Origin of the sequence: Ancylobacter terrae (assembly GCF_045108345.1) — a bacterium.
GTDB lineage: Bacteria > Pseudomonadota > Alphaproteobacteria > Rhizobiales > Xanthobacteraceae > Ancylobacter.
In genome coordinates this window covers 106,010-119,474 of sequence record NZ_JBJGXH010000005.1, presented here as the reverse complement: position 1 = coordinate 119,474, position 13,465 = coordinate 106,010, and the positions used below count along the sequence as shown (strand labels likewise).

Genomic DNA, 13,465 nt, shown 5'->3' with positions numbered 1-13,465 from the left:
CATGTCCAATGTGGGAATCGTGATCGTGTCGCATTCCGCCAAGGTCGCCGAGGGCGCGGCCGAGATGGTGCGGCAGATGGTGGGGGATGCGGTGCCGGTCGCCTTCGCCGGGGGCAACCCCGAGGGCGGGCTCGGCACCGATGTCGGCGCCATCATGGGCGCGATCGAGGCGGCGTGGTCGGAGGCCGGCGTCGCCGTGCTGGTCGATCTCGGCGGCGCCGAGACCAACAGCGAGATGGCCATCGAGATGCTCGACGAGGAACGTCGCGACCGCGTCGTGGTCTGCAACGCGCCGATCGTCGAGGGGGCGGTGATCGCCGCCGCCGAAGCCTCGGGCGGCTCGCCGCTCGATCTCGTCAAACGCACCGCCGAAGAGCTGTCGCCGAACTGAGGCCGGAACCCATGTCGAACGAAACCGCCACGTCCGAGCCCGTCACCGGCAAGGCCACGCTCACCAATGCCGTCGGCCTCCACGCGCGCCCCTCGGTGAAGCTCACCCAGCTCGCCAAGTCCTTTCCCGGCACGGTCGAGGTGGCGCTCGCGCCCGAGGGGCCGTGGGTGGACGCCAAGAGCCCTGTGAAGATCATGCGGGTGAAGGCGGCGACCGGCGCCGTGCTGCACTTCCGGGCGCTGGGCGCCGAGGCGGCGGCCGCCATCGCGGCGCTGGTCGATCTGGTCGAGCGGCGCTTCGACGAGGAGCAGTCCGGCGAGAGCCTCGACGAGACCATTGCGCGCGGGGCGGGCCATGGCTGAGCTCCGGCTGCGCGGGCGCCCGGCCTCGCCGGGCTTTGCGGCCGGCCCCGTCGTCGTGCTGGCGGCGGCGGCGACGAGCGCGCGCCGTATCGCCGGCGACCCGGCGCGGGAGGCGAGCGCGCTGCGGGCGGCGCTCGGTGCCGCCGCGGCGGAGCTCGCCGCGCTGGCGCAGACGGCGCAGGCCGAGGCCGCCGACATGCTCGGCTTCCAGATCGCACTGATCGAGGACGATGCCCTCACCGAGGGCGCCTTCGCGGCGATCGAGGCCGGCACGGCGGCGGACAGCGCCTGGGAAGAGGCGCTCGACACCGAGATCCGCGGCTATGAGGCGGTCGAGGACGATTATTTCCGCGCCCGCGCCACCGATCTCGCCGACCTGCGCGACCGGGTGCTGCTGCATCTGGCGGGTGGTGGCGGGCCGGGCACCGTGCTGCCGCGGGGCCCGATCCTCGCCGCGCACGACCTGCCGCCCTCGCGCTTCCTCGGCATCGACTGGTCGGCCGGCGGGGCGATCCTGCTGACCGCGGGCAGTCCCTCAAGCCATGTGGCGATGCTCGCGCGCTCGCGCGGCGTGCCGATGATCGTCGGCCTCGGGTCCGAGCCCGGCGCGCTGGCCGGCGATGCGCTGGTCGACGCTGTGAGCGGGGAGGTGGTGATCGACCCCGCCCCCGAGACCCGGCCCGGCTTCGAGGCGCGGCGCGCCGCCGCCGCGCAGGCGGGCGCCGCGGCGCAGGGCCGGCTGGCCGAGCCGGCGGTGACGCTCGACGGCACCCGCATCCGCGTCCACATCAACATCGCCGGACCGGACGAACTCGGCGCGCTCGATCCCGCCATCTGCGACGGCATCGGACTGGTGCGCACCGAGTTCCTGTTCGACGCCGCCGGCCGGCTGCCCGACGAGGAAACGCAATACGCCGCCTATCGCCGCATGCTGGAATGGGCCGGCGAGCGCCCCGTGACCATCCGCACGCTCGATGCCGGCGGCGACAAACCGATCCGCGGCCTCACCCTCGACGGCGAGAGCAACCCGTTCCTCGGCGTCCGCGGCATCCGCCTCAGCCTGCGGCGGCCGGAGGTGTTCCGCGTGCAGGTGCGGGCGCTGCTGCGGGCGGCCGTGCACGGTGCGCTCAAGGTGATGCTGCCGATGGTGACCGTGCCGGCCGAGGTCGAGGCGGCGCGCCTCCTGATGCAGGAGGAACTGGCCGCGCTCGATGCGGCCGGGGTGGCGGCGCGCTGGCCCGCGCTCGGCATCATGGTCGAGGTGCCGGCCGTGGCGCTGGCTCTGGATCGGTTCGCGGTCGACTTCGTCTCGATCGGCTCCAACGACCTCACCCAATACGCCACGGCGGCCGGCCGCGACATCGGCGATGTCGCCGATCTCGCCGATCCGCTGCATCCCGGCGTGCTCGCCCTGATCGCCGAGGTCGCCCGTGCCGGCGCGGCGGGCGGCTATGAGGTGAGCCTTTGCGGGGATGCCGGAGCCGATCCCGCGGCGATCCCGGCGCTGCTCGCGGCCGGGCTGCGCAGCGTCTCGGTGGCGCCGGCGCAGCTCGCGGGCGCGAAGGCGGCGATCGCCGCGCTCGATCTCGGAGCGCGGTGATGGATGACGATACGGCGATCCGCGAACTCGCCCGTGCCGAGGGAGTGGCGGCCTACAAGCTGCTGCTGAAGCGCGTGCTCGACAACCGCCCCTCCGGCACGCGCCAGCGCCTCGCCCAGGCGCTCGGCAAGAACCGCTCCTTCGTCTCGCAGATCGCCAATCCGGCGCTGGCCGTGCCGATTCCCGCCCAGCACATCGAGGCGATCTTCGAGGTCTGCCATTTCGCGGTGGAGGAACGGCGCGCCTTTCTCGACGCCTATCGCCGCGCCCATCCCAGCCGGCGCCAGCACGGCACCGAGCTGCCGCGGCACCGCACCCTCACCGTCACCGTCCCCGACCTCGTCGACCCGCGCAAGAACAAGGCGGTCGACGACATGGTCGCCGATTTCGCCCGCCGCATCGCCCGCCTGACGGAGGACCTCTCGTAGCGCACCGGCGGAACGCCTTTCGCGGCGTGCGCCGACGCGCCGACGCCCAGCAACGATGCGCCGCCGGGAAGCACGGCCGGCGCAGGGGAGAACGCCATGAAGAAGCTGATCAATTCGCCCGACACCGTGCTCGCCGAAAGCCTCCGCGGCTTCGCGCGCGCCCATGCCGACCTCGTCACCCTCGACCCCGATCTGCGCTTCGTCGCGCGGCGCGCGCCGGTGCCGGGCAAGGTGGCGCTGGTGTCGGGCGGCGGCTCGGGGCACGAGCCGCTGCATGCCGGCTTCGTCGGCCACGGCATGCTCGATGCCGCTTGCCCGGGGCAGGTGTTCACCTCGCCGACGCCGGACCAGATCGTGGCGGCGGCCGAGGCGGTCGACACCGGCGCCGGCGTGCTGTTCATCGTCAAGAACTACGAAGGCGACGTGATGAACTTCGAGATGGCCGCGGAGATCGCCGAGCGGACCATCCTCACCGTCGTCACCGACGACGATGTCGCGGTCGAGCGCTCGACCTGGTCGACCGGGCGGCGCGGCGTCGCCGGCACGATGGTAGTGGAGAAGATCGTCGGCGCCGCCGCCGAGCGGGGTGCCACGCTGATGGACCTCGAAATGCTCGGCAAGCGGGTCAATGCGCGCACCCGCTCGATGGGCGTCGCGCTCTCGCCCTGCACCGTGCCGGCGGCCGGCAAGCCCACCTTCACCCTCACGGACGACGAGATGGAAATGGGCGTCGGCATCCATGGCGAGCCGGGCCGGCGGCGGGTGAGGCTGGCGCGCGCCGATGAAATCGCCGAGGAGATGCTCGCCGCCATCGTCGACGACCTCGCCCCGCCGGCGGGGGCGGAATGCCTGCTGCTGGTCAACGGCTTCGGCGCGACGCCGCTGATGGAGCTCTATTTGATGGTCGAGGCCGCGCATAAGGTGCTGGACGGGCGCGGCATCAAGGTCGTGCGCCATCTCACCGGCTCCTACGTCACCTCGCTCGACATGGCCGGCTGCTCGCTCACGCTCACCCATCTCGACGACCAACTGGCGGGCCTGTGGGACGCGTCGGTGCACACGCCGGCGCTGCGCTGGGGCATGTGAGGGCGCGGGGGAATGTGAGGCGGGGCCGGCGGTGGCGGCCGGCCGGCGCGCGCGCCGGCGTCAGCTGTCCTCCGCCTCGGGCGGCACCTCGGCCGGCGGCTTCCGGCCGGCACCCTTGCGGGGCTTGCGCGCGGCGGACTTCGCCTTGCCCTTCTTCTTGGCGGGAGCGAGGGTGGGCGGCCCGGCGTCGTGCTCTGCCTCGAGCGCCTCGCTCTTGGCGGGTCGCTTCTTCGCCCGGGACTTGCGGGTTCGTCGTTTCGTCTCGCCGGGTGCCTCGGGAGCGCCCGGCACGGCCGCGGTGATGGAGACGGGCTCGTCCGTCGGCCCCGCCGTGCCGCCAGGGGCGGTCTCGGCCTCGGCCGCATCCCGCCGGGCAGTCTTGGCCTTGGCGGCTTTCGCCTTGGTTGTCTTGGTCTTGGTTGTTTTGGTCTTGGCTATCTTGGGCTTCGCCGCCGCGGATGTGGAAGCGGCGGCCGGCGTTGCCGTCTTCTTCGCCGCTTTTCCCTTCGGCGTTTTCGGACGAACCGCTTCCGGCACGTCGGCGTCGCCGGGCGGCACGCTGCCGGGCACGGCCTCGTCGGCGTCCGGGGCCATGTCGGGCGGCGGGCGCTCCGGATCGGGGAAGCCGGCGGCGAAGAGGCGGATGAGCTCGCCGAGATCCGGTTCGTCCACCAGCAGCGCGGCGTCGGCCGGCGGCAGCCAGCGCTGGGCGCGCTCGTGCCGCTCCGGCCATTCGGCGAGCTGGCGCTTGACCCGCATCGGATAGACCGCCACCTCGACGAGGGCGAAGAATCCGTCCATGCGCTTCCAATAGCGATACTGGCCGATGCGCCGGCGGGCGATCTCGCCGAGGACGCCGGCCTCCTGCCGCGCCTCGATCTGCGCGCTCTTCCAGGCCTTGCGCCCCTTCATGGGCCAGCCCTTGGGAATGACGAAGCGCCGCGTCTCGCGCGAACTCATCATCAGGAATTCGATGCCGCCATCGGCCGCGATCCGATAGGCGAGCGCGGCGATCTGCCGAAGCGCACGGCCGTTCGAGGCGGTCTTCAGCCGTTTGCGGCCCTTGGCGGTGCCCGTCTTCTTCGCCCTTGAAACGATGGCGTCGCGCTCCCACTGGTGCTGCCACCGTCTGCGCGGGGTCTGTCGGTACAATACAGCGGCACCGGCGCGGTGCAATTGCCAGCCGCCGGCCGGATGTCAGGAATTCATCATGAAAATCGCAATATTGAGCGCCGAGGCATAGCTGACCCAGCCGAGATAGGGCACGAGCAGCCACGCCGCCGGCCGGTCGACCCGGGCGGCGGCCCAGATGGCGGCGGCGATGGCGAGCCAGAGCGCCAGGATGATCGCCACGCCCCAGCCGATCGCCTCGAGCCCGAAGAACACCGGCGTCCAGATGAAGTTCAGCGCGAGCTGCAGGGCGAAGAGGCGGATGGCGGTGGCGCGCGCCGGGCCCGGCGGATGGCGGTCCCACAGCCGCCAGAGCGCCACCGCCATCATGACGTAGAGCAGCGTCCAGACGACGGGAAAGACGAAATCCGGCGGCGTCCAGCCCGGCTTGGCGAGGCCGGCATACCAGGTCGGGATCTGCGGCGCGGTGGCGAGCGAGCCGATCGCCCCGACGGCCAGGCAGAGGCCGAGGGCGAGGACGAGGCGGAACAGCGACAGGGTCTTCATCGAACCTCCTTCCGGGGCGCCGGCCGGTACGGCCTGCCGGGGCAGGCGAGACCTGCGGACCCTTCTTCATAGAATACGGACGGGCCGGCGCGCCAGTTCAGGGCACCGGGGCCGGGCGGTGGCCGGCGGCGGCGTTAACGCCTGCTTAACCACCGGGCGGGGGTTTTCTCGACGCGCCGGGGTCCCGCACCTACCCTTGCGGCGACAAGCGGACCCTGCCGCCCCTGGCGCGGCACGCTGTCGCCACCCCGGTTCCACCAACGCGAAGGCTGCCCGTGTCCAATACTACGCCGCAGGAACAGCTGATGCTGGAGCTCATCAACCGGGGCCGCATGGACCCGGCCGGTGAGGCCGCCCGCTTCGGGATCGCGCTCAACCAGGGCATCACCGGCACGCAGATCACCAGCACGCCCAAGCAGGTGCTGGCCGGCAGCGACCTGCTGAACCTTGCCGCCGACCGCCACAGCACGTGGATGCTGAACTACGACGTGTTCTCGCACCAGGAAGCGTCGCGCCAGCCGAACAGCTATTACGGCGTCAACCCGATCGACCGCATGCGCGCGGCGGGTTACGCGTTCTCGGGCAGCTATGCCGCCGGCGAGAACATCTCGATGCTGTCCTCGACCGGTACGGTCGATCTCACCAAGGCCGTCGCCGCCCAGTATGAGAGCCTGTTCCGCAGCCCCGGCCACCGGCAGAACATGCTCAACGGCGACTTCCGCGAGGTCGGCATCGGCCAGATCAGCGGCGTCTATACGACGTCCGGCGTCAACTACAACACCTCGATGATCACCCAGAACTTCGCCAAGTCCGGCACCGGGGTGTTCATCACCGGCGTGGTCTACAACGACACCAAGGTGAATGACGATTTCTTCAGCGTTGGCGAGCAGGTGACCAATGTCGCGGTCTCCTCGACCGGGGCGACCACCGATCCGACCGGCGCCGGCGGCGGCTATGAGCTGATGTTCAGCGGCACCGGCGCCAAGACCGTCAGCTTCGCGCTGTCGACCGGCACGGTGAGCGTGCAGACGACGCTCGGCAGCAGCAACATCAAGATCGACCTCGTCAACGGCAACGAGATCTGGGCCAATGCCTCGGTCACCGCGGTGACCACCAACATCAAGGAACTGCACGCCCTCGGCATCGAGGCGATTTCCCTGACCGGGAGCAGCGCCGCCGAATCGCTCTATGGCAACAAGGCCGGCAACGTGCTGAACGGCATGGGCGGCAACGACACGCTGATCGGCAATGGCGGTAATGACACGCTGATCGGCGGCGCCGGCAAGGACACCATGACCGGCGGCGCGGGTGACGACCGCTTCGTCTTCAACCTGATGAGCGATTCGGCGGTGGGCACCAACCGCGACGTCATCGTCGACTTCCAGGACAGCGGCGCCGACCTCATCGATCTCACCAGCCTCTACAGCGGCACGCTCGGCTACAGCGGCACCGCGACGCCCGGCGCCTATTCGGTCGGCGTCAAGGCGTCGGGAACGGACGTGATCGTGATGGTCAACCTCGATGCGGATGCCGCCATCGAGATGGAAATCCTGCTCAAGGGCACCAAGACCAGCGAGATGAGCAAGGCCGACTTCCTGCTCTGAGGCGGTCCGACCGGGACCGGCCGGCGCCGTGCGGGACGGTCAGGGCGCCTCGCCCTCCAGCACCAGAAGATCCTCGCGGGCGAACAGGATGGTCGCGGTCTCGCCCTTCTTCGGCGGGCTGACGCTCGACGAGTTGAAGGTGTCGAGCGAGATGGCGTTCTCGCCGAGCCGCACCTTGATGCGCACCACCGAGCCGAGGAAGCCGACCTCCTCGATGGTGCCCTTCAGCGCGTTCTTCACCCCGTCCGGCTCGCCGAGCGCCACCGCTTCCGGGCGCAGCGCCACCGAGCGGTGGCTGCCCGCCGCGCTGCCCTCGAGCGCGCGGGTGGTGATCACTTCCTGGCCGTCGATCGCGAGCCGTCCGGTGGCGGCATCGAGCACCTGCGCCTTCAGGATGTTCAGCGTGCCGACGAAGCCCGCCACGAAGCGCGTCGAGGGGTAGTTGTAGATCTCGTAGGGGTTGCCGACCTGCTCCATCCGCCCCTCGCTCATCACGACGATGCGGTCGGACATGGAGAGAGCTTCCTCCTGGTCGTGCGTCACGAAGATGGTGGTGATGCCGAGCGCCTTCTGCAGCGCGCGGATCTCCTCGCGCAGCGAGACGCGGATCTTGGCGTCGAGGGCGGAGAGCGGCTCGTCGAGCAGCAGCACCTGCGGCTTGTTGGCGATGGCGCGGGCGAGCGCGACGCGCTGCTGCTGGCCGCCCGAGAGCTGGTAGGGGTAGCGCTCGGCGAGATGGGGCAGCTTGATCAGCTCCAGCATCTCCTTCACCCGCGGGCCGATCTCATGGGCGGGCTTCTTCGCCACCTTGAGGCCGAAGCCGATATTCTCGGCCACGGTCATGTTCGGGAACAGCGCATAGGCCTGGAACACCATGCCGATGCTGCGCTTGTTGGGCGGCAGGTGGGTGACGTCGCGGCCGTCGATCCGGATGGTGCCCACCGTCGGCTGCTCGAAGCCCGCCACCATGCGCAGCGTCGTCGTCTTGCCGCAGCCGGACGGGCCGAGGAAGGAGACGAATTCGCCGCGCTGGATGCCGAGATTGAACTCGCGCACCACGGCATTCTGCCCGTAGACCTTGCGGACACCTGAAATGTCGAGAAACGCCATTACCTGCCTCTCCGGCGCGTTGCCTGCCGCGCGATCATCGGTTGCCGGCGTTCGAGCCGCGCGCGCCGCGGCCAAACAGTTGGATGAGACCCATGCACGCCCAGGTGACGGCGAAGGCGATCACCGCCAGCGCCGAGGGCTCGTAGGCGCTGTTGGCGCCGACATTCTGCAGATAGGGGCCGAAGGCGGGCCGGTTCAGCAGGCTCGCCATGGTGAATTCGCCGATCACGATGGCGAAGGTCAGGAACGCCCCCGACAGCACCGCCACCCGCACATTGGGCAGGATGACGCTGATCAGGATGGTCCACCAGCTCGCGCCGAGGCTCTCGGCGGCCTCGGTGAGCGTGTTGACGTCGATCGCCCGGAGCCCGGTGTCGACCGCCCGGTACATATAGGGCATCGCCAGCACGACATAGGCGAACACCAGCAGCAGGTCGGTGGAGCGGGTGGTGGCGGTCATCGGCAGGAAGGAGGAGGAATTGTACAGCCGCAGATAGCCGAACACGATGACGATGGCCGGGATCACCAGCGGCAGCAGCGTGATGAACTCGACAATCGGCCGCAGCCGCGGCATGCGCAGGCGGATGACATAGGCGGTCGGCACCACCAGGATCACGCCGACGACGATGGTGATCAGCGCGATCAGCGTCGAATAGCCGAAGCTCTCGATGAAGCGCGTATCGGCGAACACCGCGCGATAGGCGTCGAACGAATACTCGCCGCGGCGCTTGCGCAGCGAGAACTCGAAGGTGGCGATCAGCGGCACGACGAAATAGAGCGTGCCGAGAACCATCGCCAGCCAGGGGCCGAAGCGTCCACTCTTCATCGCAGCCACCGGTCGGCGCGCGCGCGCAGCCAGATATAGGTGATGTTGGATACGGCGGTGATGAGGATCATCCCCAGCGCCAGCGCGTAGCCGAGGTTCGGGTCGTGCAGCACGTCGCCGCGGATCTGCGCGTAGAGCAGGATCGGCACGATGTTGAGCGACGAGCCGGTCAGCGCATAGGCGGTGGCGATGGCGCCGAAGGCGTTGGCGAACAGCAGCATGGTGGCGCCGAGCAGGCTCGGCCACAGCACCGGGAAGGCGACGTGCCGCCAGAACTGGAACCGCGTCGCCCCGAGGATCGCGGCCGCCTCGCCCCATTCCTTCTTCAGCCCGTCCAGCGCCGGCATCAGGATCAGCACCATCAGCGGGATCTGGAAATAGAGATAGGTGATGGTGAGGCCCCAGAAGCTCAGCAGGTTGAAGCCGCTGCGGTAGAGGCTGAAGCCGAAATAGGTCTGCAGCAGCGTCGTCACCAGCCCCGCGCGCCCGAGCGTGGCGATGAAGGCGAAGGCCAGCGGCACGCCGGCGAAGTTCGAGGCGACGCCGGAGAAGGTGGTGAGCGTGGGACGGAACCAGTCGGGCAGGCGCCCCATCACCGCGGCATGGGCGAGGAAGAAGCCGAACAGCGCGCCGAGCGCGGCGGAGGCGAACGAGACCTGGATCGAGATCCAGTAGGCCGACAGGATGCTCGGCTGGTTGAGATTGGCGATGTTCTGGAAGGTGAACGAGCCGTCCGGCGTCTGGAACGCGCCGACCATCAGGTCGACGGTGGGCAGGATCAGGAACAGCAGCGCGAAGACGAAGAACGGTGTGACGCCGAGCCATGAGAGCGACATCCGCTTGCGCGGCGCCGGAGCAGCGGCACCGCCGGCGGCGGTGGTGGTGGCGATATCGACCATCGTGACCCGATCGGCGTCAGGAGGATTGCGCGGCGGAGAAATGCACGGCACCGGCCCGCGCCTCCCGCTCCGTTAGAACCGGCGGGACGCTCAGGCATCAGAAGGCAGGATATTGGGAAGGACGCCACCGTCCAGAGGGCAGCCGGCGGCATCAACCGAATATGCGTCGTGACGACAGGCATCGCGTCTGTCGGCGAAGGCCGCCGCCGGCACGGGCGGCCGGCGGCGCGGGTCTCAGACCCCGTCGCGGCGGGGAGGCGGAGCGCGGCGGATGCCGCGGCTCACTTCACGTTGGTGCCGACGACCTTGTCCCACTGGCCGGCGATCGCACCCTTGGCCGCAGCCTGTTCGGCGAGCGTCGGGAACACGGCCTTGGCGTAGGCTTCGGCCGGCGGCAGCTTGTCGAGCAGATCCTTCGGGATCTTGCCCTTGGCGGCGAGATCGTTGAAGCGGATCGGGTGGCAGTAGCCCTTCAGCCAGGCGATCTGGCCCTCGTCGGAATAGAGGTGCTCCATCCACAGCTTGGCCGCGTTCGGGTGGGGCGCGTAGGCGCTGATCGCCTGCACGTAGACGCCGGCGACGACGCCGGTCTTGGGCACCACGACCTCGAGCGGCGGGTTGCCGGCGAGCTTGTCGCGGTCGGCCAGCGCGTTGTAGTCCCAGCGGATCACGATCGGGGTCGAGCCCTGCGCCACCGAGGCCGCCTTGCCGATGACCGGCACGAAGTTGCCCGCGGCGTTCAGCTTCTTGAAGAAGTCGAGACCGGCGAGACCGGCGGCCTCACCCGGCGCGGCGCCGGTGGAGAGGCCGGCGGCATAGACGCCCTGGATGGCCTGGTTGGCGGTGCGCGGGTCGCCGGCGAGCGCGACCGAATTGGCGTATTCCGGCTTCAGCAGGTCGGCCCAGTCGGCCGGCGCGTTCTTGACGAGGTCCTTGTTCACCTCGAAGGCGAGCACGCCGTAATAGTCGCCGTACCAGTAGCCGTCCTTGTCCTTGGCGGCGTCGGGGATGCTGTCCCAGGTCGAGACCTTGTAGGGCTGGATCAGGCCGTCATTCTTGGCGGTCGGTCCGAAGGACAGGCCGACGTCGATCACGTCGGGGGCCTGCGGGCCCTTGTTGCCCTTGTTGGCCTTGATCGCCTCGATCTCGTCGCCGGAGCCCGCATCAGGGTTCAGCTCGTTGATCTTGATGCCGTATTTCTTGGTGAAGGTTTCGAGAAGCTCGCCGTAGTTGCACCAGTCGTGCGGCAGCGCGATGGTGGTGAGCTGGCCCTCGGCCTTGGCATCGGCGATCAGCTTGTCCAGCGACTGGCCGAAGGCGACGCCGGTGGATGCGCAGATGGCCAGAACGGAGACTGAAATCGCCCGTCCCAATGTGTTCGTCATGTTGCTCGCCTCTCCAGAATGTCCAAGCCTTAGCGGCGGAAGGAGCCGTGCGCCTGAGCCACGCGCTGTCCACCGTCCCGCTTATCGTGCGGTGGTAGAAAGCATGCCCTCATGACGGCTCCGTGTCACTTTCCTTGTCATAATGAAGTCGACAATCTGGCAGAACCGATGCGACTTCAAGGCGCTAGTCGCGCCGGCGGGGTTGCCGGGGCGGGAAATCGGCGCATAGCGTGCCGCTCACGGAGATACGACCCGCATCGGCCGGTCGCGACCTCCCCTGTCACCCGCGTTCCCCGCGATGCCGGGCGGCCGCCGCCCGTCCCCGGGCGTCCCCGGCCGTGCCGCTCCGGCGCGGAACCCGGCGGAAAGGGTGCCGCATGAGCTTTCCCGTCAGTCTGGTCGATCTCGCCGGCTACATCGCCCTGCTGCTGTGGGGCACGCACATGGTGCAGACCGGCGTGCAGCGCGCCTTCGGCTCCGGCCTGAAGGCGACGCTGGACAGCGCCCTGCGCAACCGGTTCCGCGCCTTCCTCGCCGGCATGGGCGTCACCGCCCTGCTGCAGAGCAGCACGGCGACCGGGCTGATGGTGACGGGATTCGCCGCGGGCGGGCTGGTGGGCCTGGTGCCGGCGCTGGCCGTCATGCTGGGCGCCAATGTCGGCACGACGCTGATCGTGCAGCTGCTGTCCTTCGACGTCGCGGTGGTGGCGCCGGCGCTGATCCTGGTCGGCGTCGTCCTGTTCCGGCGCGAGTCGGCCACGCGCGGGCACGATCTCGGGCGCGTGCTGATCGGGCTCGGCCTGATGCTGCTCGCGCTGCACCAGCTGCTCGAGGTGCTGCGGGACTACGAGGACGCGCCGAGCCTGCGGCTGCTGCTCGGGGCGATCTCGACCATGCCGGTGCTCGACGTGCTGCTGGCGGCGGGGATCACCTGGGCGGCGCATTCGAGCGTCGCGGTAGTGCTGCTGGTGATGTCGCTGGCGGCGAACGGGGTGGTGCCGCCCAACGCCGCCTTCGCGCTGGTGCTGGGCGCCAATCTCGGCACCGCCATCAATCCGCTGGTCGAGGGGCCGCCGGGCGATGATCCCGCTGCGCGCCGGCTGCCGGTGGGCAACCTCGTCACCCGTGTGGTCGGCGTCGTCATCGCGCTCGCCCTGCTGCAGCCGATCGGCCGGCTGATGGTGACGCTGCAGCCCGACAATGCCCGCGCCGTGGCGGATTTCCACACGCTGTTCAACATCGCGGTGGCGCTGCTGTTCTTCCCGCTGCTGACGCCGTTCGCCGGCCTGCTGCGCCGGCTGCTGCCCGAGCGGGTCGATCCGGCGGATCCCTCGCGCCCGCTCTATCTCGACCCGGCGGCGCGGGAGACGCCGATCGTCGCGCTGGGCGGGGCGGCGCGGGAGACGCTGCGTCTCGCCGACGTGCTCGAATCCATGCTGGCGGACGCCCGCGATGCGCTCGCCGGCGGCGACCGGCGGCTGATCGCGCAGACCCGGCGGCGCGACGATGTGCTCGACCGCCTCAACACCGCGATCAAGGCCTATCTGACCTCGATCGATCCGGACGAGCTCGGCCCGCAGGACCACCGCCGGCTCAACGAGATCCTGCTGTTCGCGATGAATCTCGAGCAGGCCGGCGACGTCATCGACCGCAACCTGCTGCCGCACGCCTCCAAGGGGCTGAAGCGCGGCCTCGCCTTCTCGCCGGCCGGGCGGAAGGAACTGAGCGACCTGATGAACCGGCTCGTCGCCAATCTGCGCACCGCGGCCTCGCTGTTCATGACCGAGGATCCGCGCGCGGCGCGCCTGCTCGCCGACGAGAAGGTGGCGTTCCGCGACGCGGAGGCGCAGGCGACCACCGCCCATTTCGACCGGCTGCGCGACGGCCAGCTCGCCAGCGCGCAGGCCAGCGCGCTGCATCTCGACCTCCTGCGCGACATGAAGCTGATCAACAGCCACATCGTCGCGGCGGCGGCCTATCCGGTGCTGGAGCGGACCGGCGAATTGCTGCCGAGCCGGCGGGCGGGCGGGGCCTGAGACCCGGGCGCGGGCGCCCGGGCGGCAGGGCGGGCCGGCGAAGCGGCTGGTGCCGAGCGGC

Annotated in this window: 13 protein-coding genes; 7 read left to right on the top strand and 6 right to left on the bottom strand. The window is 70.0% G+C overall.

Annotated elements, in window-relative coordinates; genetic code table 11:
* The first annotated feature begins 1 nt into the window (after position 1).
* The 5 genes from dhaM (at position 2) to dhaK (ending at position 3,867) form a co-directional block, all read left to right on the top strand.
* Entirely contained in the window at positions 2–391 is a 390-nt protein-coding gene (gene dhaM / locus ACEUEL_RS21055; protein ID WP_405709868.1) for a dihydroxyacetone kinase phosphoryl donor subunit DhaM, read from the top strand.
* Positions 392–402: 11 nt separating this feature from the next.
* Positions 403–753, top strand: coding sequence for an HPr family phosphocarrier protein (locus tag ACEUEL_RS21050; protein ID WP_405709865.1), 351 nt, complete (start codon positions 403–405; stop codon positions 751–753).
* Positions 746–2,353, top strand: coding sequence for a phosphoenolpyruvate--protein phosphotransferase (ptsP, locus tag ACEUEL_RS21045; protein WP_405709862.1), 1,608 nt, complete (start codon positions 746–748; stop codon positions 2,351–2,353). Before ACEUEL_RS21050 ends, ptsP begins: the two co-directional genes overlap by 8 nt.
* The gene (locus ACEUEL_RS21040) at positions 2,353–2,781 is read left to right on the top strand and encodes a hypothetical protein (RefSeq protein WP_405709859.1); all 429 of its coding nucleotides are present in this window, start codon (positions 2,353–2,355) and stop codon (positions 2,779–2,781) included. Before ptsP ends, ACEUEL_RS21040 begins: the two co-directional genes overlap by 1 nt.
* Positions 2,782–2,877: 96 nt before the next feature.
* Complete coding sequence (dhaK, locus tag ACEUEL_RS21035) at positions 2,878–3,867, top strand: dihydroxyacetone kinase subunit DhaK (RefSeq protein WP_405709856.1); 990 nt, start codon at positions 2,878–2,880, stop codon at positions 3,865–3,867.
* 60 nt (positions 3,868–3,927) lie between these two features.
* Here the strand turns inward: dhaK and ACEUEL_RS21030 are convergent, their stop codons facing one another.
* Together ACEUEL_RS21030 and ACEUEL_RS21025 are read right to left on the bottom strand one after the other, a co-directional pair.
* Positions 3,928–5,019: an NUDIX hydrolase gene (locus tag ACEUEL_RS21030; RefSeq protein WP_405709853.1), complete on the bottom strand. Its 1,092-nt coding sequence runs from the start codon at positions 5,017–5,019 to the stop codon at positions 3,928–3,930.
* A gap of 45 nt (positions 5,020–5,064) precedes the next feature.
* Positions 5,065–5,544 carry a TspO/MBR family protein gene (locus ACEUEL_RS21025; RefSeq protein WP_405709850.1) on the bottom strand — a complete coding sequence of 160 codons (480 nt, stop codon included), beginning with the start codon at positions 5,542–5,544 and terminating at the stop codon, positions 5,065–5,067.
* Positions 5,545–5,819: 275 nt separating this feature from the next.
* Between ACEUEL_RS21025 and ACEUEL_RS21020 the strand changes: the two genes are divergently transcribed.
* Positions 5,820–7,148, top strand: a complete 1,329-nt coding sequence (locus ACEUEL_RS21020; RefSeq protein WP_405709847.1) for a CAP domain-containing protein — start codon at positions 5,820–5,822, stop codon at positions 7,146–7,148.
* A 39-nt stretch (positions 7,149–7,187) separates the two neighbouring features.
* On the opposite strand, the gene ACEUEL_RS21015 is transcribed toward ACEUEL_RS21020, so the two are convergent.
* The 4 genes from ACEUEL_RS21015 to ACEUEL_RS21000 form a co-directional block, all read right to left on the bottom strand.
* Positions 7,188–8,258: an ABC transporter ATP-binding protein gene (locus ACEUEL_RS21015; protein WP_405709845.1), complete on the bottom strand. Its 1,071-nt coding sequence runs from the start codon at positions 8,256–8,258 to the stop codon at positions 7,188–7,190.
* Positions 8,259–8,292: 34 nt separating this feature from the next.
* Positions 8,293–9,084, bottom strand: coding sequence for an ABC transporter permease (locus tag ACEUEL_RS21010; protein WP_405709842.1), 792 nt, complete (start codon positions 9,082–9,084; stop codon positions 8,293–8,295).
* Entirely contained in the window at positions 9,081–9,983 is a 903-nt protein-coding gene (locus ACEUEL_RS21005; RefSeq protein ID WP_405709839.1) for an ABC transporter permease, read from the bottom strand. The genes ACEUEL_RS21010 and ACEUEL_RS21005 overlap by 4 nt, the downstream gene beginning before the upstream one ends.
* Before the next feature lie 281 nt (positions 9,984–10,264).
* Entirely contained in the window at positions 10,265–11,368 is a 1,104-nt protein-coding gene (locus ACEUEL_RS21000; protein ID WP_405709836.1) for an ABC transporter substrate-binding protein, read from the bottom strand.
* A gap of 377 nt (positions 11,369–11,745) precedes the next feature.
* On the opposite strand from ACEUEL_RS21000, the gene ACEUEL_RS20995 reads away from it, so the two are divergent.
* Entirely contained in the window at positions 11,746–13,404 is a 1,659-nt protein-coding gene (locus ACEUEL_RS20995) for a Na/Pi cotransporter family protein (protein ID WP_405709833.1), read from the top strand.
* Positions 13,405–13,465: the final 61 nt, after the last annotated feature.